36 protein-coding genes and 1 pseudogene are annotated in these 21946 nt (G+C 27.1%); 26 read left to right on the forward strand and 11 right to left on the reverse strand.

All coding sequences use genetic code 11. From position 1 onward, the window contains the following. Both HA152_RS10010 and HA152_RS10090 read left to right on the forward strand, forming a co-directional pair. Window positions 1-478: EamA family transporter (locus HA152_RS10010; RefSeq protein ID WP_245211238.1), on the forward strand; the 478-nt coding region annotated here is incomplete at its 5' end. Between the two features lie 77 nt (window positions 479-555). Then, window positions 556-678, forward strand: a complete 123-nt coding sequence (locus HA152_RS10090; RefSeq protein ID WP_257470883.1) for a hypothetical protein — start codon at window positions 556-558, stop codon at window positions 676-678. Here the strand turns inward: HA152_RS10090 and HA152_RS10095 are convergent. Beyond that, window positions 675-809 carry a hypothetical protein gene (locus HA152_RS10095; RefSeq protein WP_257470884.1) on the reverse strand — a complete coding sequence of 45 codons (135 nt, stop codon included), beginning with the start codon at window positions 807-809 and terminating at the stop codon, window positions 675-677. The two genes, HA152_RS10090 and HA152_RS10095, sit on opposite strands and share 4 nt — an antisense overlap. Window positions 810-928: 119 nt before the next feature. Here HA152_RS10095 and HA152_RS10015 point away from each other — a divergent pair, with 119 nt between their 5' ends. Then, window positions 929-1204 (forward strand): cupin domain-containing protein, encoded by a 276-nt coding sequence (locus HA152_RS10015; RefSeq protein WP_209135385.1) that lies wholly within the window; start codon window positions 929-931, stop codon window positions 1202-1204. Window positions 1205-1295: 91 nt separating this feature from the next. Then, window positions 1296-1466, forward strand: a complete 171-nt coding sequence (locus HA152_RS08190) for a hypothetical protein (RefSeq protein WP_209135388.1) — start codon at window positions 1296-1298, stop codon at window positions 1464-1466. Between the two features lie 65 nt (window positions 1467-1531). On the opposite strand, the gene HA152_RS10100 is transcribed toward HA152_RS08190, so the two are convergent. Beyond that, the gene (locus tag HA152_RS10100; RefSeq protein ID WP_257008698.1) at window positions 1532-1663 is read right to left on the reverse strand and encodes a hypothetical protein; all 132 of its coding nucleotides are present in this window, start codon (window positions 1661-1663) and stop codon (window positions 1532-1534) included. Window positions 1664-1946: 283 nt separating this feature from the next. Between HA152_RS10100 and HA152_RS08200 the strand changes: the two genes are divergently transcribed. The 3 genes from HA152_RS08200 to HA152_RS08210 all read left to right on the forward strand — a co-directional run bounded on the left by HA152_RS08200 (window position 1947) and on the right by HA152_RS08210 (window position 3291). Beyond that, window positions 1947-2126 (forward strand): hypothetical protein, encoded by a 180-nt coding sequence (locus HA152_RS08200; protein WP_209135392.1) that lies wholly within the window; start codon window positions 1947-1949, stop codon window positions 2124-2126. Window positions 2127-2733: 607 nt separating this feature from the next. After that, the gene (locus HA152_RS08205) at window positions 2734-2901 is read left to right on the forward strand and encodes a hypothetical protein (protein ID WP_209135394.1); all 168 of its coding nucleotides are present in this window, start codon (window positions 2734-2736) and stop codon (window positions 2899-2901) included. A 63-nt stretch (window positions 2902-2964) separates the two neighbouring features. Next, entirely contained in the window at window positions 2965-3291 is a 327-nt protein-coding gene (locus tag HA152_RS08210) for a DUF805 domain-containing protein (RefSeq protein WP_209135396.1), read from the forward strand. Between the two features lie 13 nt (window positions 3292-3304). Here HA152_RS08210 and HA152_RS08215 read toward each other — a convergent pair whose 3' ends face one another. Then, window positions 3305-3631 (reverse strand): restriction endonuclease subunit S, encoded by a 327-nt coding sequence (locus tag HA152_RS08215; RefSeq protein ID WP_209135398.1) that lies wholly within the window; start codon window positions 3629-3631, stop codon window positions 3305-3307. 214 nt (window positions 3632-3845) lie between these two features. Between HA152_RS08215 and HA152_RS08220 the strand changes: the two genes are divergently transcribed. From HA152_RS08220 to HA152_RS08230, 3 genes are all read left to right on the forward strand, one after another. Then, the gene (locus HA152_RS08220; protein ID WP_209135400.1) at window positions 3846-4064 is read left to right on the forward strand and encodes a M protein; all 219 of its coding nucleotides are present in this window, start codon (window positions 3846-3848) and stop codon (window positions 4062-4064) included. 84 nt (window positions 4065-4148) lie between these two features. Further along, window positions 4149-4304: a hypothetical protein gene (locus HA152_RS08225; protein ID WP_209135402.1), complete on the forward strand. Its 156-nt coding sequence runs from the start codon at window positions 4149-4151 to the stop codon at window positions 4302-4304. A gap of 78 nt (window positions 4305-4382) precedes the next feature. Continuing rightward, entirely contained in the window at window positions 4383-5489 is a 1107-nt protein-coding gene (locus HA152_RS08230; RefSeq protein ID WP_209135404.1) for a fatty acid desaturase, read from the forward strand. 3 nt (window positions 5490-5492) lie between these two features. On the opposite strand, the gene HA152_RS08235 is transcribed toward HA152_RS08230, so the two are convergent. Then, complete coding sequence (locus HA152_RS08235; RefSeq protein ID WP_209135406.1) at window positions 5493-5645, reverse strand: hypothetical protein; 153 nt, start codon at window positions 5643-5645, stop codon at window positions 5493-5495. A 236-nt stretch (window positions 5646-5881) separates the two neighbouring features. On the opposite strand from HA152_RS08235, the gene HA152_RS08240 reads away from it, so the two are divergent. Further along, window positions 5882-6091, forward strand: a complete 210-nt coding sequence (locus HA152_RS08240) for a hypothetical protein (protein WP_146629779.1) — start codon at window positions 5882-5884, stop codon at window positions 6089-6091. Then, entirely contained in the window at window positions 6084-6236 is a 153-nt protein-coding gene (locus tag HA152_RS08245) for a hypothetical protein (protein WP_209135408.1), read from the forward strand. Before HA152_RS08240 ends, HA152_RS08245 begins: the two co-directional genes overlap by 8 nt. A gap of 127 nt (window positions 6237-6363) precedes the next feature. On the opposite strand, the gene HA152_RS08250 is transcribed toward HA152_RS08245, so the two are convergent. Further along, window positions 6364-6516, reverse strand: a complete 153-nt coding sequence (locus HA152_RS08250) for a hypothetical protein (protein ID WP_209135410.1) — start codon at window positions 6514-6516, stop codon at window positions 6364-6366. 189 nt (window positions 6517-6705) lie between these two features. On the opposite strand from HA152_RS08250, the gene HA152_RS10105 reads away from it, so the two are divergent. The 3 genes from HA152_RS10105 (at window position 6706) to HA152_RS08260 (ending at window position 8530) form a co-directional block, all read left to right on the forward strand. After that, on the forward strand, window positions 6706-6837 hold the full coding sequence (locus tag HA152_RS10105; protein WP_280634303.1) for a hypothetical protein: 132 nt from the start codon (window positions 6706-6708) through the stop codon (window positions 6835-6837). A 248-nt stretch (window positions 6838-7085) separates the two neighbouring features. After that, a complete protein-coding gene (locus tag HA152_RS08255) occupies window positions 7086-8252 on the forward strand; it encodes a fatty acid desaturase (RefSeq protein WP_209135412.1) in 1167 nt (388 codons plus the stop codon). A gap of 116 nt (window positions 8253-8368) precedes the next feature. Next, entirely contained in the window at window positions 8369-8530 is a 162-nt protein-coding gene (locus HA152_RS08260; protein ID WP_209135414.1) for a hypothetical protein, read from the forward strand. 50 nt (window positions 8531-8580) lie between these two features. On the opposite strand, the gene HA152_RS08265 is transcribed toward HA152_RS08260, so the two are convergent. Continuing rightward, a complete protein-coding gene (locus HA152_RS08265) occupies window positions 8581-9198 on the reverse strand; it encodes a DUF938 domain-containing protein (RefSeq protein WP_209135416.1) in 618 nt (205 codons plus the stop codon). Window positions 9199-9779: 581 nt separating this feature from the next. Between HA152_RS08265 and HA152_RS08270 the strand changes: the two genes are divergently transcribed. Continuing rightward, the gene (locus HA152_RS08270) at window positions 9780-9887 is read left to right on the forward strand and encodes a high light inducible protein (RefSeq protein ID WP_011132751.1); all 108 of its coding nucleotides are present in this window, start codon (window positions 9780-9782) and stop codon (window positions 9885-9887) included. Beyond that, window positions 9887-10027, forward strand: coding sequence for a high light inducible protein (locus HA152_RS08275; protein ID WP_209135418.1), 141 nt, complete (start codon window positions 9887-9889; stop codon window positions 10025-10027). Before HA152_RS08270 ends, HA152_RS08275 begins: the two co-directional genes overlap by 1 nt. 603 nt (window positions 10028-10630) lie before the next feature. Here HA152_RS08275 and HA152_RS08280 read toward each other — a convergent pair. Further along, window positions 10631-10837 carry a high light inducible protein gene (locus HA152_RS08280; RefSeq protein ID WP_025959514.1) on the reverse strand — a complete coding sequence of 69 codons (207 nt, stop codon included), beginning with the start codon at window positions 10835-10837 and terminating at the stop codon, window positions 10631-10633. A 1006-nt stretch (window positions 10838-11843) separates the two neighbouring features. Here HA152_RS08280 and HA152_RS08285 point away from each other — a divergent pair. Then, a complete protein-coding gene (locus tag HA152_RS08285; protein ID WP_209135420.1) occupies window positions 11844-13049 on the forward strand; it encodes an LptF/LptG family permease in 1206 nt (401 codons plus the stop codon). A 68-nt stretch (window positions 13050-13117) separates the two neighbouring features. Here HA152_RS08285 and HA152_RS08290 read toward each other — a convergent pair whose 3' ends face one another. The 3 genes from HA152_RS08290 to HA152_RS08300 all read right to left on the reverse strand — a co-directional run bounded on the left by HA152_RS08290 (window position 13118) and on the right by HA152_RS08300 (window position 14939). Then, a complete protein-coding gene (locus tag HA152_RS08290; protein WP_209135422.1) occupies window positions 13118-13702 on the reverse strand; it encodes a DUF1543 domain-containing protein in 585 nt (194 codons plus the stop codon). An 84-nt stretch (window positions 13703-13786) separates the two neighbouring features. Continuing rightward, on the reverse strand, window positions 13787-13930 hold the full coding sequence (locus HA152_RS08295; protein ID WP_199534085.1) for a hypothetical protein: 144 nt from the start codon (window positions 13928-13930) through the stop codon (window positions 13787-13789). Between the two features lie 532 nt (window positions 13931-14462). Then, the gene (locus tag HA152_RS08300; protein ID WP_209135424.1) at window positions 14463-14939 is read right to left on the reverse strand and encodes a carbon storage regulator CsrA; all 477 of its coding nucleotides are present in this window, start codon (window positions 14937-14939) and stop codon (window positions 14463-14465) included. A gap of 194 nt (window positions 14940-15133) precedes the next feature. Here HA152_RS08300 and HA152_RS08305 point away from each other — a divergent pair, with 194 nt between their 5' ends. Next, window positions 15134-15514, forward strand: a complete 381-nt coding sequence (locus HA152_RS08305) for a DoxX family protein (RefSeq protein ID WP_209135426.1) — start codon at window positions 15134-15136, stop codon at window positions 15512-15514. 27 nt (window positions 15515-15541) lie between these two features. Here HA152_RS08305 and HA152_RS08310 read toward each other — a convergent pair whose 3' ends face one another. Continuing rightward, entirely contained in the window at window positions 15542-15736 is a 195-nt protein-coding gene (locus HA152_RS08310; protein ID WP_209135428.1) for a hypothetical protein, read from the reverse strand. A gap of 347 nt (window positions 15737-16083) precedes the next feature. Between HA152_RS08310 and HA152_RS10110 the strand changes: the two are divergent. From HA152_RS10110 to HA152_RS08345, 7 genes and pseudogenes are all read left to right on the forward strand, one after another. Beyond that, a pseudogene (locus HA152_RS10110) lies at window positions 16084-16265 on the forward strand (DUF3804 family protein). A gap of 2181 nt (window positions 16266-18446) precedes the next feature. Beyond that, on the forward strand, window positions 18447-18650 hold the full coding sequence (locus HA152_RS08320) for a hypothetical protein (protein ID WP_209135431.1): 204 nt from the start codon (window positions 18447-18449) through the stop codon (window positions 18648-18650). Between the two features lie 76 nt (window positions 18651-18726). Beyond that, window positions 18727-18882, forward strand: coding sequence for a hypothetical protein (locus HA152_RS08325; protein ID WP_187151187.1), 156 nt, complete (start codon window positions 18727-18729; stop codon window positions 18880-18882). A gap of 263 nt (window positions 18883-19145) precedes the next feature. After that, window positions 19146-19286 carry a hypothetical protein gene (locus tag HA152_RS08330; RefSeq protein ID WP_209135433.1) on the forward strand — a complete coding sequence of 47 codons (141 nt, stop codon included), beginning with the start codon at window positions 19146-19148 and terminating at the stop codon, window positions 19284-19286. A gap of 813 nt (window positions 19287-20099) precedes the next feature. Further along, a complete protein-coding gene (locus HA152_RS08335) occupies window positions 20100-20246 on the forward strand; it encodes a hypothetical protein (RefSeq protein WP_209091391.1) in 147 nt (48 codons plus the stop codon). Window positions 20247-20325: 79 nt separating this feature from the next. Beyond that, window positions 20326-20844, forward strand: a complete 519-nt coding sequence (locus HA152_RS08340) for a hemagglutinin (protein WP_209135436.1) — start codon at window positions 20326-20328, stop codon at window positions 20842-20844. 1 nt (window position 20845) lies between these two features. After that, on the forward strand, window positions 20846-21700 hold the full coding sequence (locus HA152_RS08345; RefSeq protein ID WP_209135438.1) for an LOG family protein: 855 nt from the start codon (window positions 20846-20848) through the stop codon (window positions 21698-21700). Window positions 21701-21946: the final 246 nt, after the last annotated feature.

A 21946-nucleotide genomic window follows, 5' to 3' on the forward strand; every position in this document is an offset into this window, starting at 1 on the left:
TCTCAAAAAAGGGAATAATTTTAAAGAGGAAAACTCCCCTTTCTCAGAAAAAAATAACTTTAAGATTTTTGCTTTTCCTTTTTTATCGGTTTTATGTGCTGTTCTTGGAGGTCTTTTTTCAAGAATGGTGTTCCTTCAAAGCAATTTATCTCCTTTCCTGACAACTGAGATAAGATTATTAGGTGCAATAATTTTTTTAATTACTATAAAGGGATTTAAGATTAATTTTTTCTTAAAAAACATAGAAAAAAAACAACGAAAAAGATTTTTGTTTTCAATAATTCTTGGAACAAATATAGGAATATTGCTACAACAAGTTGTTTTTAAAACCCTTCCCATAGGAGTAGGATGGGCATTATTAAGCACATCTCCAGTGATTTCCTTATTTTTTGCTAAGAATGAGGAAAGAGAAATTACAAAAAAAATAATATTTTTTACTTGTTTTTTATTTTTTGGCTTGACATTAATAATTCTTTAATTTCTGAGTTAATGTAAAAAATACTCATGTTAATAAAAAACAGATTAAATAAAATTATCCTATAAACACTCCAAACAATGAAAATTTTAAAGAAAAAAAGACTTGGCGCATTTGAGGTTTATGTTATTTTTCTAAGCTGCATTTATGCAGGCTTTATAGGTTATAAATCTTTATTAAATGTTTTATTTACTTGGAATTAATTAATTCTTTCTAATGATTTAATCAACTTACCACCATCTTGGTCATCATCATCATTTGAAGCAAAAAATAAGAAAAATATACCTAGAGAAGCTATAGATAGCGAAATTGACAATACAGAAATCTCATCCATAAATTAAAAATTTTTTTAATGATAAACGAAAAAAGATAAAAGACAGTAAAGAAATACACATTCTCGAAAATAAAAATTTCTTTTATTTGTAAAATAAAAAAACACATCCGAACTATTTCGTGAAAGTTCTAATATCTTCCCCCTGTAGTGCAAGCGTAATAATTCAGTATGGAATAAAAAGTTGGCCTATTTGGGAATGTGAGCCAAGCAAATTTCAATGGAATTATGATGATAAGGAAATTTGCTTAATTATTGAAGGTCAGGCGAAAATAAGTACCCAAAACGGTGACATTTACGTGATTGAAGCTGGAGATCTAGTTGAATTTCCTGCTGGACTAAACTGCGAATGGGAAGTAACCAAAAGTATTAAAAAACATTATCGATTGGGTAGCTAAATTGAAGAAAAAAGATTTTTTCTTCTTTACTGTTAAGTCAATGTAGATAAAATACGGTTAATAAATAATTCTCAAGAGGGAAACTAATATTATGACTTTTACTGATCAAGAATATTTTGAGGTTATCGAAAAAAACGAAACAGTAAAAAAGGCCTTTGAAAATATTAAGCAAATTTGCATTGATTTACAAAAACAAACAAATTGTCCTGAAGAGGATTTAAAAGATTTTCTTGAATTTCTTTCTAAACAATGGAATAAGTAATAATTAATAAGCCTTTTAAAATACTAAATTTAAAATTTCAATTTAGTTTTCTTACAGAAAAAGTTCTAATCTAATTCCTTTTTTGGTTTTGTATTGATACTGGAAGTTCCCTTAGCAGCAGAAACGAAGAAAAAGAAGCCTACAATTCCTGATATACCAAATATCGCAGCTAAAGGATCAAAAGTGAAAGAAAACATAGAATTTATAAAATCAAGATAAATAATAGTTTTTGAATCAAAATTGCACAATTATTGTTAAGTATAAAAAATAACAATCGCGCGATTCATTATGTCATTATTAGTTTCTCAGTAGGTTCAATAAAATTATTATTCAAATTCATATTAAAGAATAAAAATATCAATACATACCAAAGATCTATTAGTGCGACAAAGAAAAGTTTTTAAAAAATATTTATAGAAATATTGAACAACACCACCCTTGAGATCCACAATTGTTATTTCTTTAGATTAGTATTGCTACATGTCAGAACTGTACTCAGCTTCATCCTCAGTAAGTCCCATTACAGCAATATTATGGTGTCTTTACCCAATTGCTGTACTTGTAATCATTGAGCTTCTCCTAGGTGGTGGGTTTGATGATGATAACGACGACCAAGATGGTGGAATGCTTATACCTGCTTACTCTAGATCTAGCGTTTGAGATTTCTCTTTGAATTTAAACCTCAATCTCTGAATAAATTTCAGTAAATTGACTAATTATATTGATACAACTCTTGTTTCCCTTATTACACTTACCATTCTTATTATTTTTTCTCTCTCCTGGCTTTTGTTAAGAACTCTTAAAGAAGGTAGAAAAGCGCTAAAAGAAATAAATAAGAATAAACCTTGAATAACAAAAAAGATATTTAAAAAATATAACTTTGATTTGATTTATTAAGCTCTTAGATTTATAAACTTTACTAACACAAATATATATTCGTAATATTTAAACCTTTACAACATGAAAATTTGGGGAAATCATAAAAAACTTAAATTAATATTAGAATTCATGCTATTGCTGAATTAAAAAATTACCAATCTATTGATATCCCTTTTTTGTAAGGCTTTCTCTTATTAATTACATTGATAAATAGACATGCATCTAAATTCTTTACTTTATATTTTTTCCATATCTTTATTCATTTATATAATGGCGCTATTCTGGAGAGACTTACCAAATCAAAAAAAATAAATAATTAATATTAATTTTATTGCTTATCAAAATAAATTGAGTTATTAATTTAATATTGGATTTAATTTTTTTATAAATGTTGAAAGAATCTTCAAATAACAATAAAGACAATATATTCTCAGAAACTACAAGTATTTCAAAAGAAAAGATGATTTGCAAAGACGGATTCTGTTCATTACCAAATCAAGATGAGATCCCAAAACAAGATTCAAATGATATGAATTTATTTGATCCTATTTTGTAAATAAAACATTTTGATAAATTGAAGATTAAATTGATAGTGTTAAATTCTTTGAATTTTTAATTTATGCTTAATGACTTTTTAAATGCATATAAAGAGTTTTGGATTAAAGCTACAGATTTCAAGGGATTCACATCTCGATCGGACTGGTGGTTAGTTCAATTAGCGAATCTTATAATTTCTTTCTTAACTATCCCAATATTTTTAAAAACATTTGGTTTCAATGCTTATGGAATAGTTTGTATCATTCCTCAAATAGCTATTGATATAAGAAGAATCAGAGACTTTGGAAAAGATTGGAAATGGATCTTCATTAATTTAATACCTATATTCGGATGGATCTTGTGGTTTATTTGGTTAGGCTTTGGAAAGACAGGTAATGGGGAAAAATAAACTTATATAGAAATTAACTCTTTATTTTTTTTCTTTTTCTAAAATCTACAAATCTTATCTTGTTCCTTAACTCTATTTGTTTTTCAAGAATCCTAAACACATGCATCTCGCATTCGGTTAATTTAAGAAACTGATCGAGCGTATCTTTATCTTCTTCATCAAAATCTTCGAAAACTTCTGAAATAGAAATACTATTTTTAGAAATAAAATCCTCTGCAACATCTCGTGGATTCTTTCCTAATTCAAAATACTGAAAAGCTTCATAAGAATTAAGTTCTCTTGTTAACCATTTAAACCATGGTTCATTTTTATTACGTTTTTTATTTATGATTTTCTTCATGAAAATTTTTTTACTAGTTTAATCATTATTAGTTATTCATTCATTGTCAGCTGTACAATTACTTATTTTAAAAATTTAATTAAAGATAAACCTTATTTATTTTTTATAAAATGACTAGAATAATTAATTACCCATAAAGCATCGTAAAGAATAAGTATTTATTACTCATTTTTTTGTTTATGAGATAGCTAGAATTTATTTTTAAATAAATAAATTGTCAATTCCATTTTATGACTTTCCTGCGTCTCCAATTTTAATAATTGGTGCGCTTGGCATTGCAGTCGCAATAGCAGTTTTTTTTGTCTCTTACCAAAAATATTTCAATTCTCCTTTGAACAAAGAGCGTGCAGAAAAGAAAAAATCTTTAATTAAGAAACAAAAAGAATTAAATGAAAGATTAGAAAAAATAGAACAAGATTTAAAAAATTTATAAAAATTACTCTTAATAGATATGAGTTAATGATCTCGAATTCAAGACCTTAATTTTTTAATCAGGAATTTTGGTCTATAAGGAGTTATGGATAAGGATCATCTTATTGAATTAATTTCTAATAGTCTTCTTTACGAGAGCACAAATACTGACTCTACTAAGTATCTTAGTGACTTTAAAAATTACTTAGAAAGATTAAATCTAGATCAATTGAGAACTATGTCTAAAGAATTTATTCTTTAGTATGATTTTTAAAATATTTTATTGTTTATTAAATAATCAAAACTTTTTAAAAATTGTTAGTATCAAAAAAAAAGAATAATGCTTAAAGTAAATAGAAGTGATTTTTTAATAAAGCCATTTTTAAAAAGAAATAACGTTAGAGCTTCTTATCAAATTATTTCTACCATCTTCCCAATAATTTCTATTTGGTTAATAGTCCACCAAATAATTATTCAACCTTTTTCATTATTAATTAAAGGATTTCTATTAGTACCTTTTATAGTTCTTCTAACTCTGTTCTCTTCTCGAACATTCTCATTAATGCACGATTGCGGACATAATTCTCTTTTTGAAAAACGGAAATTAAACCGCTTTTTTGGATTTTTACTTGGCTTAGTTAATGGTATTCCCCAGAAGTCATGGTCAATTGATCATGCATTTCATCATAGAAATAATGGAAATTGGGAAATTTACAAAGGGCCGATAGATGTTTTAAGTCTTGAAGATTATAAATCCCTTACAAAAAGAGAGCAAATATTATATAAAGTAAGTCGAAATTGGATTATGCTTTTCCCTGGGGGTTTTTTTTACTTAGTTTTAAAACCTAGATTAGGACTGGCTATTATTATTTTTAATTTCACTAAAGATATATTGGAAGAGACTTTTATCAAAATAAAAAACGGAAAAATTTATCAACTTCTAGCTATTAATTCAAGAGTCAAACCACCTTTTTCTGATTATGGAGATAATTTTAGTGAACTATGTGAATTAGTAATTAATAACATAGTAGTAATAATAGGTTGGATTTTTATGTGCAAATGGTTGGGGGTAGTTTTTTTCTTATCATTTTATTCCGTGGTATTAACCTTATCAGCAGCAATTTTAATATGTGTTTTTTTCGTACAACATAACTATAAAAATGCATATGCTAAAAATACAAAAAATTGGGATCTCATCGATGGAGCGATTTTAGGTAGTAGCAATTTAGATATCCCTAATTGGCTAAATTGGTTTTTAGCAGACATATCCTTCCACAGCATTCATCATCTCTCTGAGAGAATCCCAAATTACAACTTAAGAGCTTGTCATAAAGCAAACATTCATTTGCTTCAAAAATCCAAGTTCTTAAAAATAAGGGATTTTTCAAACTGCTTCAAATATATTATTTGGGATAACAAAAATGAAAAATTGATTCCAATAAGCTAATACCTAATTCAACCTTCTTCTCAATTTTCTTTTTAGAGGAATAGTGCTATATGCATGAGTACCAATAGATGGTGGCAAGTCATTCTTTAAAGGATGCATAAAAGCATTTGCCATACTCTCTAACATTTTCGAAAGCCAATTAATTAATGATTTCATTTGAAAATCTAAAAGTGTACTTTTTTATCTTCTAACTAAATTACTTAAAAGTAAATCAGTCTTTATGCTGATTTTTTGAAAGATTAACTTATAAAATTAATATTAAATAATTAAAAGTGTTTTTTTCTTTTATCTTTTAAAAAATAATAATACTACCTTTTTAAAGGCAAACCAGGTGAAATATATCTTTAGTAAATAATACTTATTTTTTCTAATTCACTTAATAAATTAAATTATTGAACATAAATTCGTGCTATATCTCTATTCCAAATAAATTAGACAATATTATGAATGATTCATTTGTTTCTACCAACCAAAACACAGAAATAGATTCTATTAATTCATATTTTGAGTGTATTACTGAATGCAGTATTGTGGATGGTCATCAAGAATGTATTACTCGTTGTTTAGAAGTTCATTTAAAGGGGGGTGAGCAAAATGAATAAAAAAAATTCACCTCAAAGGAAAACAACTTTAAAATGGAACTCGGATGGAGAGCTTTCCGAAATTGATATGCTAAGAATTTTAGAAAAAATATCATCTCATGATCTTAATCAATGTGAATTAACATGCGATTCTGATACAAATTAAGTTGTGTTTTTAAATATTTTTAGCAATACTGCTGATAAAAAAGCAGCTTAAGGGATTTTTGTAATATATCAATTTTAATGAAATAGATTTCAATTAAGATTTAGAATATTTCAAAATAACATAGGTTTTATTTCAAAAAATTAATTTTAGAACTACTAGTTTTCTTTAAGAATGTTTTACTAATTTCTTTTTTTGTTAGTTGAATTGGTTTTACAAAACCTGAATCACCGTGGGTTGGACAATAATAGGTCATAAGCATCCACTTTTTTTCTTCATCCATAACTAATTTCTTTATAAATTATGATTAAGTTAATAGGATGAATTATGAAAAAATTGATTTTTTTTAATCTTTTTTTCTTTTTTACTTAATAATTTATAAAAATTTTGAATCTATTCTCACAAAATAGATATAAATACGCATGACTTTAAAAAAAAATACTGCTATCTATAAATAAATTCAAAATTATTCATGTCTCTAGAATCTATATTAATGGTAGTTGCTCCAATCTGTATTTTTACCGTAGGAGTTATTGTTTTACCTATTTTAGTAAAGCCACGTAAACAATCAGGTTTACCTAAGAGGTATATACGCGGTCTTTAAATTAATTAAGTTTTAAAAAAGAAGAGCATAGACAATCAGCATTAGAAAGAACGAAATAATTAATAAGATTGCGATAAAAGAATAAAATGAAAAATGTTTGGCACAAATAGTTTTATTTGCAGATGAAATTAAAATCCCAAAAACTGTATCGAAAAAAAATTATAAATTCTTTTCATTATGAGATCCTGTGATGGATAATAGAATATATAAATTCACTTTTATTTAACAAAATAATTAACAAAAAAAATTTGAGTAAAATAAATTTTTCAGGTCTTAAAGGCCAAGCGCTTGTAATAGAGGATAAAGATATTCCAAGCATAAAAGAATTTCAGGATATTATTCCAGATCACTTCTTTAAGTGCAATACCAAAACTTCATTGAGGTATCTTTTACAATCAGCTTTAATTCAATCATTAGTAGTTGCGATAGGGTTATCTATACCATTTACCCCCAAAATGATCCCAATTTGGATTATTTATGCATTACTATCAGGTACCACTGCAATGGGATTTTGGGTAATTGCCCATGAATGTGGACATGGAGCATTCTCTAAAAACAAGACATTAGAATCTATAACTGGTTATTTACTACATTCATTACTTCTAGTGCCTTATTTTTCTTGGCAGCGTTCTCATGCAGTTCATCATAGATTCACAAATAACATAACCAATGGAGAAACTCACGTACCTTTAGTAATTAAAGGGAATGGAGTAACAGAAAAAGTTGGCGGAGAAAAAGAATTACATTTTTCAAATTCCTTAGGTAAGAAAAATTATGGAATTCTTCAACTTGTTTTACATCTAATATTTGGCTGGCCTGCTTATTTACTTACGGGAAGTACAGGAGGTGTTAAATATGGAACTTCAAATCATTTTTGGCCAATTAAACCATTTTCTAAAGCATTATGGCCATCAATATGGGCCAAGAAGGTTTGGATATCGGATATTGGTGTAGGTTTGACATTGTTAGGAACTGTTTATTTAGTTCTAAAGTGTGGAATATTTCCAGTAATTGCTCTATATTTTGGTCCTTTATTAGTGGTTAATTGTTGGCTAGTAGTTTATACATGGCTTCATCATACAGATTCTGATGTACCTCATCTCTCAAATACGGAATTTTCCTTTATGAGAGGTGCATTTCTCTCTATTGACAGGCCTTACGGTAAAGTCCTTAATTTTCTTCACCATAATATAGGTTCTAGCCATGTCGTTCATCACGTATGTCCAACGATCCCTCATTATCATGCAAAAAAGGCAACTGTCTTAATTAAAAAAGCCTTTAAAAAAGCATATCTTTTTAATCCCGATCCAATACACAAAGCACTATGGAATATTGCTTGCAATTGCGTTGCTGTTAAGTCAGATATCAAGAGAGGAAGATATATATGGCAATCTTCGTACAAAATGGTGGATTAAAAATATAAAAAGCATCAATTCTTTATCACATTAATTTACGCAAATCTGAAAAGAATATAAAAAAATTAGTAATAACAAATTTTTCATCTTAGAAAATACAAAAATAAAATTATCCTATGAGTGGTGACAATTTGCATGGTAAGCAACCTATAAAATTTTATTCGGAAAAAATAACACTTACAAAAGTTGAATTATTAGAAAGACAGTTAAATTTAAGCGAAAAAATTTCAGATTTAGATCAAAAGCATAAAGAATGGAGCAAAAAACTATTAGGTTGATCATCTTTTATGATGAATTTTACTTACTTTTTATATTTCTATTTGCCTGATCAAGAAACTTTTCTGTAAATTATTGAAAAATTATTTGCAGGCATACTAATAATATCCTCTTGAGAAAAACCATTTTTCTTACTCTCATCACAAACTTCCTCAAGATTTTTAATACCCCAAAGATCATTTTGCATTTTTAATGAATTATCGAAAAAATAATTACTTTCACTTGTATGCTTTCCACAAATTTTAAATGGCCCATACAAAATCAAAAATTGTCCCTTATTGAGTAATTTTCTTGACTCTCTAAAGAGTGCTACAGTACAAGACCACTTTGCTACATGAATCATATTTATAGAGACTATTCCTTGCAAAGAATTAGCTAATATCAATGGAATTTTCCAAGGAACTTTTTCTACATCAATCTCAAGAGGCTGGGGCATTTTCTTAGTTAAGTCTTCATACTCAATCCAAGAACTTATACTTTTTCTATGCACTAACTCTGGGTCACTTGTTTGCCAAATTATTCCAGGGAATCGTTTTTGAAAAAACACTCCATGTTCACCACTACCACTCGCGATTTCCAATACTGAACCTTTTTTTATAATTCTGGATAGTACATCACCAATGCAGTCTCTATTTCTTTGAGTTGCCGAAAAAAAAAGTCTATTATCCAAAATTAAAAAAAATTGGGCGCTTCAGTAAAAATAATAATTCTAAAATCCTTGATTATTTAACCTTTCTCAATTTAGGAGTCTTGAAAAACATTATTTTAAGGCTAAAGAATAATATTGAAATTGTAAGAGCAGGCAAGATATAAAGTATTAAATCAGAACTCATTAGAGAAGGAATCCTTCCAAAAATTAAATGCATGTAGTAGGTCGCGAATGACATAAATTCATATATATCTAATTTATTAATAGCAATTATTTGAATTCTAAAAACTACTTTTAGTCAAAAATCAAAAATTCTCAAAAAAAAGAGTCAGCCTGTATCCCTACTAGCTGACTCTAATAACATATTAATTTAAATTACCTCTAAATGAGGATATAGCTCTAAAAAAACAAGGTGAAAAGCTTATATTTATTTTTTCAAATTTAAAAAATCAAAACAAAAATAAAAACATCGATAAGGTATATTTCGACACATATATGTAACAGTATTTTAAATTTTCCTGATAATGCAAGGAATAAACCCTGATTTTTCTTTACATTATTAAATAATTATGTTATATTTGTTAACAAATTACATAAACAAAATGACTCCAGAAGCAGAACGTTTTAATGGTTGGGCAGCAATGTTAGGTTTCGTTGCAGCAGTTGGTGCGTATGTCACAACCGGTCAGATCATTCCAGGTTGGTTCTAATGAAAAATAACGAATCAAAATTAGTTGAAAAAGAAAAAATCGTTGCTGAAAAGCTTAACGGTAGATTCGCAATGTTAGGTTTTGTTGCTCTTGTGGGAGCATATTTAACTACAGGTCAAATCATTCCTGGTTTTATCTAATATAAACCTTTTAAAATTTCATAAAAAAGTCTAATTTAAAATTAAATTAGGCTTTTTTTAACGGAATTTTTTTGATAATAAATTGTCTTTATTAATTAAAGTTTGAATAATACTATTTGCGACAAAAAAGTATGCTGAAAATCAGCTTAAAAACAATATTTCGTTACTAATAATTAGAGTCAGAGTTTTTCGGGTCAATTTTATAAACTATATTCGCGGGAAACGAATCAAACTAGGAAAGTTTATTAGCAACAAACTGAAATATCATAATTTTAATTCTAGAAAGCTAAAGAAGGAAAATGATATTTTAAAAAACAATTTAAAATGAAATATTAATTTGATTATTCTTCTTTTTTAAAACTTAAATTTATTTGTTAATTGATGCTATCTTTTATCCAGATAATTCGAGAATTTAATGAGAGTAAAGCTTGAACCAGAGACAGCATTCATTGGCAAAAAGTTTGCTTATATATTTCTAGGAATAATATTTAGCCTAAATGCCATAACTTTTATTTGGTTTTTCTTATTTTCAAATTTAAATTAAGAAATAAATTTTCGTTTAAAACAGTTGAATTATGTAGCTTAAAAAAAGTTATCTAGGTACTAAAAAACTCCTGGAATGATCTGACCGGTTGTGACATAGGCTCCCAATAGTGCAACGAAACCAACCATAGCCCATCTTCCATTTACTTTTTCTGCATTTTGAGGATATCCATCGTAAGAAACAGTTTCATCAATATAAGGCCTAGTTTCTGATGGGAACATATTCTGTCTTCCACCTGATTCTGTTGTAACTCCTGATTTTGTCATTAAAAAGATAATAATTGTTAACTAAAGTAACACAAATATTAACTTATGTAAACCAAATTTTCCAATGATTTTCCTCTGATTATTTAAATTAGGGGTCAATATGTGACATTTCTGTTAAAGAAAAATTAACATGCTGCATTTTTTTTAATCAAACCACTTTTTATTATCAAATACGCAATCAATCTTTAAAAATAAGCATTTATACTCACACTAAGTAATTTTACTTAGTAAAATAGTTAAAGCATTTAGGAAGTGCTTAGCTGGTTAAATCGGAGATTCTGAATTAACTAGGTCGTCATGAGCTTGCCAGTGGGATACCTGCAGGCTCTTTCAAATTTTAAGAGCAAACAAATATACTAAGGACGCAAATAATTAATTGACCTGTAAGATAAATTCTTGAAGATTAGCAACTAATGTCAAAGCACCATTTATTTGCTAAATAGAAAATAGACTGAACATAATGTATGTCTTTAGATTTTATTCTCATACCATCTTGTATATTGATTATCCTTTTCCTTTTAAATCGAGAAAATATGTTCTACAAAAAAAATAAAAAGGTTAAATAATATTATTATTCTAAAAAAAGCTTAATACTAAAGATCTAGAGATTGTACTACTTATTTTTTTTCTAAAAATAAGAAAATTTAAAACGCATACTTTAATAAAGTTTGAAAACCCTAGAGAATTTAGTAGAGAAAACTATACCAACTTTTTTCTTAAAATTAATTTGTCCCAATATAGTTTTGCATTACTAATTTGAATTAGTTTTTGTTGGCAGTGTATGCAATTGCATTCGTATGTGAAAGTTTTATTTTTCATGCATTAACTCTTTTTTTAAAGAAAACAAATTTCTTATTTTATTGCAACTGTTAATAAATTTTTTTTCTAATTTTTTATTGCAATTAAAGAATTAAAATATTTTTCTTAACTATCAATTTTATATTGGTATCTAAATCATTGATATTTTATAATATTAAAAAGGCAGTAAAAAACAAATAAATTTCTTTTGAAACTTTCAAATCAATCACTAATTAAAAAAACTATTAATAAAATAATTTCTCCTTGGTATTTACTTCCCTTACTAGATAGATGGGTATTAGGTCAAATAATCCCTCCCATGATATTTGCAATTTCTGCTTTTACAGTTATTTCATTATCAGTTGGGGTAATGTTTGATCTTATAAGGAAAATAGTTGAATTTGGTTTACCTTTATTCTTAGCTTTAAAAGTTCTTTTTTTTAGTTTACCCAGTTTTTTAGTCTTATCATTCCCTATGGCAGTTTTACTTTCAACATTATTAGCCTACGGAAAATTATCAAGCAATTCTGAATTGTTGGCATTGAAATCTTTGGGTATAAAAACTTCAAGAATCATTTCTCCAGCTATTGCTCTTTCAATATTTATGACAGGGTTAACTTTTTACTTTAATGATAATTTGGTTCCTGCGAGTAATAGATTAGCTGAAACAACATTAAGAGCAGGCATAGGAAGTTCTTTTAGCGCCGAACAAGGAAAAGATAATATTATGTTTTCAAGATATGGATCTAGGATAAGTGCATCAAATAAAAAACCTACAAAAACAAATACTTATCTTACTCATATATTTTATGCTTCATGGTATGAAAACAATATTATGGAGGGAGTTACAGTTTTAGATTTTTCGAGAGAAGATTTTCAACAAATCTTAAAGGCAAAGAATGGATTATTTGACAAAAAAAGTTCTTCTTGGATATTTTCTGACGGGAATATTGTATCAATTGATCCAAGCGGACAAACTACAAATATTCAATTTAAAGAATATACATATCCATTTGTTGAAGGTCCCATGGAGCTAGCAAAGGTGCCTAAAGATGCAAATGAAATGACTTTAAAGCAGGCTATACAAGCAGAGAAGATTTATGAAAAAACTGGAAACTTGAAGGAGGTAAGAAGAATTAAAGTCCGCATTCAAGAAAAATTCACTCTGCCTTTTGCATGCTTGGTCTTTGGTTTAATAGGAAGCAGTCTGGGATCTAAATCTAATTTAAGATCTTCAAAAAGTCAGGGATTTGGGTTGAGCGTAATTCTTATATTAATTTATTATGTTATGTCATTTTTATTTAGTTCGTTCGGAGTAAAAGGTATTTTATCTCCAATTTTTGCTGCATGGTTACCTGTCTTAATTTCTCTTGGAGGTGGAATTTATTTATTAAGAAAATCAAGTTCTTTCTAAGATTTTAAGTACATAAATAAGAACATACATAACAAAATTTTTTTGCAAGTAAATAGATTCTTAAATCTTTATTTCTCGTCTATTTTTTGATAACCATACCAATCAGGATAGTTGTTTTCTTGAATAAAGTTATTATCTGGAGTTAATTCTATTTCCCAATTACCTATCTTTTTTATTTGTTCACAATCATCGAAACTAATTAACATTTCTAAAGAAGCAAGATCATCTTTATGCTTTTTTTTACACCCAATAAGCCATTTAGACTTAGCTATATTTTTTGCCTCTAATTTATTAGAAGCTATAACTAATCCAAACTCATGTTTTTCCATCATAGAAGTTGGATTATAGCCTCCAATATTGACAAACCATAAATATTTTTTGGCATTATTTTTTTTTACTAATTGCTTTTTTCCTATTTTATACTTTTCAATATTTTTTAAATTAATCTTATGACCATCCACATATTGTATTTTTTTATAGCTATCAATATGCAAACCTTTTGAGGATCCAAACCAATCCTTTCTTAAAGTATCGAATGAGTCTTCAATTTTAGATCCAACAACCCATCTAACATCATGTAGTTCAATATTGGCTTTTTCTGCTCTACCTCCAAGTACAACCAAATAAAGAAAATTATTTTTTAATATTTTCACTTTTAATAAATAAACTTAATTTAAACTTTAATTAAAATTCTAAAAATTTAGCTTATAGATAATTTTACTAATTCAGAGATTCTGTTAATTAAACCAACCTTTTTTCTTTTCTTTAACTTTTGGTGAAGTCTGAATCTTAGGCTCTTCGTCTACTCTACCTTTAATAATCATTAAGGGAACTATTGCCCATAGAGCTAAAAATAATATCCAGAATAGGTAAATGTTCATAATATTAAAAATCAATAAAATCATAATAAAATTAATTAAATATGATTCGTGAGTTTCTTTTTAAAGTTCTAATTTAGATGTATAATCAAATATTTATTTTTAATGAAAGCTGCATAAAATGTCTAATAAATTTTATATAAATATTATGGTTGTCTAAAAAAATTTTAAAAAGTAAAAATTAGAAATTTCTATCCAGTAATAAAAAAAATCGCACTCATCAAAACCACTGCTTTGCTTCAGGATATTTAGAGTGCATATATATAATGGCACTATAAAAATTTTTTCGTGAATCTTTTTAAATCATACGTTGCATATCTAAAATAGATTAAAAAATTAATAGATTAATGAAAAAATGTGATTTATGTCATAAGCCAGATAAAACTCATTACAGAGTTAAATCCATAATTCATACGAACTGGATTTTTTGTTGTAAAGAATGTTGGAATCTAATTTCTACACATAAAAATTATTCCTATGGCGGAACTAGAAAGTCAAAATAAATTAATTTTATTAGAAAAAAAATTTTTACTTTCTAAAAAAAATCATTAATTTCTTTTTTTATAGATTTATATTCTAAATTAATTCCTTTAATAAATTCATCTACTTCTTTTTTAGTATTCTTATATTCATTTATTTTTCGTTTGGTATTCTGATAGAAAATTGATTCAAATTTTCCTGGACTTACCTCCTCAATCCAATATCCTGCTAAACAATAAATTTTGTTTGGAACAAAAGTAATAATAAATAATTTTTTGGAATTTTTATATTGATCAATTATCTTATTAGCGAAAGTGCCTTTAGTTTTTTGAGTCCCATATATAGCAAAGTGTTTTGCTAAAGATCTAAAATTCTTAGATAAATTTTTATTTTTTTCTACTGTATTTCTAGAAATTATTTTTTCTAAAGAATAACAATAATCCAAAAAATTAGTATTTTCTTTTTTTGAAGGATATATAGTTATTAGGGAACTTAAAAGTAAAAAAGAAGTTAAAAGAAATTTTTTAAACATTTATTTAATTAGATTTATTATTTCATAAATATAAAAAGACAATTCATAAATTAATATTGATTAGCTTAAAAAGATTCACATTAATTAAAAGATTTCTATTAATTTAGCTAAACTAGTTTGAGAAAAATTTACAAGTATTTCAGACTAATTAAGTATTTATCAAACGTATAAAATTTTTTTCTTATAATATGGCTATGAAAATTTCTTTATTGAAAAATAAACGGATAAAATCTTTTTTAGATTTTTTTTCAAGAGTATCAATTTCAGCAATATTTATCTCAGCCATACCAGGTAAAATAAATGATTTTGAAACAACAGTTGAATATATCTCTTCAAAAGGCATTCCTCAACCAATTTCATCTATTCTTCTAGTGGGAGCCATTATATGTCTTATCTTGGGTTCTGGATTTTTTATATTTGGAGAAAAACAAAAAATCGGTTCGGTCTTTTTATTACTATTTCTTATTCCAACAACAATAATTTTTCATGTATTTCCATTCCATCAAAGAGCAGTATTTATTAATCTCGGATTGATAGGTGGATTAATTATTTCTGCAATAAGGGAAGCAAAATAAATATCTCAATTAAAGAAACCTAAATATTTATTTCCCCTCTCTTAATTCTGGGAAGCAATTCGTAATATGAATTAATTCATAAACCTCTTTGCTATCGTATTTTTTATTAGGAATTCCACTTCCCACCTCTATGCCTTTCTCTTTCATCTTCTTTAAAATCAATTCTTGTCTTTGCATACTTGACATAGACTTGAATCTTTTAGTTCGTTCTTCTTTATTCACTAGATTTTAATTTTAGTTAAAATTTATTGTTAAGGTTATATCAATTAGCGATTCATTAAATAAGTAAGAAAGCCAGTAAATGTAAGTAATTTAAATCCAATAAAGAAAGGCAAATATTTTTTGACCTTTTTGCCAACGGGCAATAATTTGTTTAATGAATTGATCATGATTTACATTAAAAATCTAATTATTTAGAACATCCTAACGAATTTTTTTTAGAATTATTCCATTTCAATTTGTACATTTAAAACAGTAGATCTAAACTAGAAGGGTTACGTTCCTTTTTTTTTATGAATGATGAAGAAACAATAATTTCATTATTAAATGAGTTTACTAATCCAAAAAAAATGGCCTCATTTTTTGTTGACAATGCTACTCTAGATTTTTTATTCATAAGACCGAGTGGTAATCCTATAGATGCAAAAGGGTTCGAACAAATACGTCAATTTTTAAAAAAGTAAATAATGTTTGGAAAATTCACTGGATGCAAAGATCTACAGGGAATTCAGATTTATCATTATGGGATTAGCAAAGTTAATAGCTCTTTTAATGATGCTACTACTTGTAGGTATTTCTTTTATTGGTTTAATTTTTTATTTTATAAAATAAACACATCAAATAAAGAATACCCATTAAATATTTCTTTTTTTAGAAAACAATTACTTCGTTTAATAAGTTATTTGATTTTCACGTAAAAATAAAAACTTTAGACAGACTAACGCCTATATCTAATGCTAATAAAGCAATTAGTAACTTACTCATTTTTTAGAACTCTCAACTATTTTTTTGTAAAGTTCTTCAGAAATAGGTTGCATAACCTTTCAAAAATCTAGTTTCAAATTAGTTATTTTAAAATTAATTTCTAGTTACTAAATATACGAATATATAAATTTTTAAATAGGTAAAAAATATCTCATTTATAAGTTCTTCTTATAACGCATTAAAAAGTACTGTTTTCAAAAACTTCAATAAATATTTAACTTTTTTAAAAAAGAAATTAGAATCCTTATTTCATATAAATAGATCCTCTATAAGTTAGCTTTATTACCTTTTCTTCTTGTTTTCTACAATATACGAATGACTTTCCATTGAAATACATGTTTACCATGTTGCAGCTCCTAAACTTGCTCAAGTCCCCGTCCTATGGCTTGAGTCGTACTGCGGTCTATCAGATGGTAGATCGGACGATTTTGTAGTATTCACTACAATCTATTTATAAAGTATTTATACTTAGATGTCAACAATTAATAAAAACTAAACTTCAATTTAGAATTAGATTCTGCTCTTAGGAACTCCCTAAAAAGAATATAGAACATATAACTACGAGTAACTCCCATAAAAACTGAAACAAATGCTAGAACTACACAAATAGGACAATGTGGGAATCCCATTATTTATTTTCCAATATAATTTTCAATTCAGCTTCTGCATTGAGAATATCAATTCTATTCTTAAGTAGTTTAAAAAATTTAATTATATTTTTCAAAATTAAACCTTCTTTAGGCATCAATAATAATATTATTTTAAAAATGAATATATCAATGAGCAAAAATACTGAATCCATTGAAAAAACATAATTTTTGTAACCTATTTATACAATAAACAATAAAAACGTATGTTCAGATAATCTTGATCAATTAACCAATAAGGGCTAATTCAGAATCAACCACAATAATTGGTGATCTAGTTAACTTGCAGTGATATTTTTCTTTTGCTAAAAAAATAAAGCGGGCTAAAGTCCAATACTCCACGAGGATTTAGTCCCCTGCCTAAAAGCTTAGAGTTCAAATTTTTCTTTTTAATATGCAACTATGCTTTATAAGGCAAATATCTTGATTGCTTAATAAATTTATTTTGTATATTGCTATTACAAAAATGATTGGTTTACTTAAATTAGTTACTAAATCCTCGTGGAGAAAGCTTTAGTAAATTTCTTTTACTTGTTACTAATAAGATCAGCCGAATCTCATTATGGAGAATCATTTGTATCTGTAGAAGTTCCATCTAATTCAATCAAAAGTTTTTCTTGATTTTAGAAAGTTTTTAATACTTAAATTCATAGCTTTCTGAACATTCAATAACTATTTTGAGTTAAGTTGGTTAATTATCTCTATTGCAAATAAAGATAAGGTTGTTAATCTTGCACTTAAAGAATAAACTTAATTTCTTAAACTGATGCAATTTGATCATTTAAATTTCAACGAAGATGATGGCCTCATGTCAATAGAAGATTTAAGAGCTTTACGTCTTCAAAAAAAGAAAATTGAAAGTGATAAGAAAGCCAGGAAGTATATCCTGGATATAAATCAAAGATATAGGAAAATGAGTACCCGCAAAAGTAATAGCTTTTTAAGGAATATGAACCCTTTTAAAAAGGCCGCATAAATTGTTAATCATGATTTTGTTAATTTGTTTAACTTTGCAACTTTCAGAGTAAGATTTTAATGGTGTTTCTTTGGAAGAGTTTCACCAAGAGGGGCCAGTTTTTGGCCCCTTCTTTGCGGAGATATTTTTTAATTGAAACTCGTTATAAAATTAAAGTAATACTTTCCTAGAAGGCGAAAGTGATGTAAATCTTTTGTTTAACGTTTTTTATTACCACTTAATGAAAACTCTATATCTTAAACTAAATCCTCTTATTAAAAAATAAAAGTTTTAGCTTATGGATCATTTCCCATAATTTATTGAATTTTTTCATTTGCGATTTTTAATGGCTTCACCTACAAGTTGGGAATTCTACAAAGAAGTTGAAACTAAAATTCTATGGGTCAATATTTGTACCCAAAATTTAGAAGGAGTAGCTATTTCGATCAATAAATGGTGGAAGACAAGATATCCAGGATACAAAATCAGAATAGTTTCTAAAAAAGAATTTGAGCTAGTAAAAATGCAAGCTGAGAAAAAGGAGAAATAAAATTATTCTTTGGTAAAAATTAATGCTGAATATATAATTTTTGCAGCTATTATAGGATCAATAAATTAAAGAACAAATGAACTCGGCATTTGCAAAAGTCTCAAATTTGAAAGTTAACAGGGCTTCTAAAATAGCTATTACTCTCGCATCATCAACTTTCTTTTTGTATGCCTTAGGTCAAGCACCAATTTTTAAAAATATTCTTGCAGGTGTCTTCTCTTGCTCTGGCTAAATAAAATACTTTTTTTAGAGAAGCTAAAAAGCTAAAATAGACTATGATTGACAGTCGATCTAAACTTAGAGGGATAAACCCCTCTTTTTTAATGTTTAATAGATTTATTGCTGAAAAGATAATGACTCTTCTTATTTCTCTTATCAGCTGATGAATATTTCCCCGCACCTATTAATTGATGCTGTGATATTAAGCGCTGCCCTTACGATAACTTTGGTATTAAGAGCAAAAGGTAATGCTGCCAGAAAAGAAAAAGAAAATAAATGATTACAAAAGAAGAAGAAAAAGAATTTAAAAAACCTAAATTATATAGATTTTGGAACTTTCTTATTTATGGAAGTTCCATAGCTATTGGAGTTTTCTTAGTTTATTTATATTCTGCTTATATCTTTATAAATAAATGACTTACATCTACGGCATAGCGATTACTTATGGGGTAGTGAGTCTTTTATTGCTTGGTGGGTTTGCATACTTTACTTTTAAAATGAGACGCTAATTTTCATATCTTCTCCAATAAAGATTTATTAGATAAATTTTTTGATTTTTGTAGAGAATATCAACAAGAAATTCCACCTCAGAAGATGGCTGAGATTTTAAGAGAATATGTAGATAGATAAGATGAATGGTAGCTACTGGAAGACCTGAGAAGGCATTAAGAGAATAAAATTTCTAGCAAAATTTATACAAATTTTTTTAAAGTTGGAATAAATTTTTTGAAGATAATTTCCTTGCAATTATTCATAATTTGAGGTTTTTTTTGATCCTTAATCCGTACAATTTTGTTCCTCTAACCGCACACATAAAACTTGAAATTTACTATTCAAATGAATTAGAACATAGTTGTAGTCAAGGGTAATTCTTATGGCACTAAATGACACATTTACTATCCAGGAAATTAATTTGGATAAAAAAGACCTTTCATTTGATAATAAGCTCAAAAAAATTGAAGCTTATTGGAATACCGAATGTGCAGAACATCCGAGTAACAACCATTGCAAGATTTTTTGTGATTAAAAACTTTAACTTTTAGGTATTCTTACGCTTGATTTTCACATAATACCCGTACTAAATAATAATCAGATAGAAAGGAGGCCAAGCAAATGACTAATTTAGGTATAGAAATTTTATTTTGGACAATTTTAATTTCTTATCTGGGATTAAGGTTTTCTCAAACTTGGAATGGATTCAAAAAACAGTATTAATTAGGAGAATAGAAAATGAAACTACAAACTCAGTTCACGGTTCCAAACAAAAAATTAAAAGATCTTGATTATGTTAAAAAAGTAGATTTTTTAGAAGAAATTTTAAATAAAGAATGTATAGATTATCCAAATCAAGAAGATTGCCTGGTTTGTTGCAATTAAAAATCAAAAAATAGCTGTTTTTTAAAAGTAATTAATTTTTTATTAGTATTTATAAATTTTCTAAAAGGGAGCTAGCACTATGGAATTAAGATTCTTCCCAATAAATATTTTTAGAGAGACTCCAAAAGTCATATTCTTCGATGCAGGCATAGATAGTTCTAATGGTTCTGATGTTGTGATCCATTCTGGGGAAGCTATATCTCCTCCAGATGATTTAAAAGATGAGCAATATTACGTTCACAATCATCAAATTGACCACAATTTAGTTATCACTGGAGAAAGGACATTTGTTTTAATAAATCCTTCCTGGGATGAACCTCATCATGTGATTTATTTAAATAGATCTATGGGAGCATTAGAAATTCCTATAGGAACTTATCACAGATCTATCTCAGGGAAAGAAGGTAGTATTGTTTTAAACCAACCCAAAAGGGATAAATTTTTTGATCCTTCTAAAGAATTTACCCCTCAAAAATTAGACAAAATTAATTTAATTAAGGCAAGAAAAAGTCCGCCTGTTTATTGGATTTACGAAAATAACAAAATCAAAAGAGTCTTTTTTAATCCTTTAGAAAGAAAAGTTAAAACTCTTGTTTGAAATGAAAAAAAATATATCCCCTAGTAATAATTTAAAAAACCTGAATTTAATTATTAATTCTGATACTTATAAATTGGCTCACGAAGATATTGATTTACTTAGCCGAAATGAAATGCGTGGAGTCAGAATGCTTCTTGAAATTACTAAACCAGATTTAATCCTTGAAGAAAATAAAATTCTTTCAACAATAATTATTTTTGGAGGCGCAAGCATTACAGAAGAATCAAATACAAAAAAGAGACTTGAAAATATAGAGGAGTTGATTAAAAAAAATCCTAAATCGATACTTTTAAAACGAAATTTAAATAGATTAGAAAATTTGCTTCTAATGAGTCATTACTATCAATCCGCAAGAGAGTTTTCTAAACTTGCTTCAATTAGTAATCAAAATAAAAACTGTAATTCTCACGTGATTGTGACAGGTGGGGGGCCTGGAATTATGGAAGCTGCTAATAGAGGTGCATTTGAAGCAAATTGTAAATCTATAGGGTTAAATATCAGTCTTCCTAATGAGCAAATCCCTAATTCTTTTATAACACCAGGTCTTTGCTTTAAGTTTAATTATTTTGCATTAAGAAAGATCCATTTTGTCATGCGATCTGTGGCTGCTGTATTTTTCCCTGGTGGTTTTGGAACTCTAGATGAATTATTTGAACTATTGACACTTTGTCAAACAGGAATGAAAACTAAAATCCCAATCATACTTTTTGGTAGAGAGTATTGGGATAAGATAATTAACTTTGAATATTTAGCTGATCTTGGATTAATTGAAGATGAACATTTAAATCTTTTCCAATATGCAGACACTGCATCAGAAGCATGGGAAATTATCAATTCAGCAAAAAAGCCAGCCTAGAAAACTACAAGCTGAATTTCTAACAAATGTAAAAGAAGATTGATTAATAAGAATTTGATAGTTTGTTTTTCATACTTTCAATTTTATTGATTAATTCATCTAACCATTCTGTATTATTTTGCTCTTGTCTTTTATGGCTCTGACTTTTTTGAGTACTCATAAATTTCTTATATTAAGATTGTCCATTTAATATATCTTTTAAAATTACAGGAATCAATAAGCAATATTACCAAATCAATTGATAAG

This window comes from Prochlorococcus marinus XMU1412, assembly GCF_017696315.1.
Taxonomy (GTDB): Bacteria; Cyanobacteriota; Cyanobacteriia; order PCC-6307; family Cyanobiaceae; genus Prochlorococcus_A; species Prochlorococcus_A marinus_AF.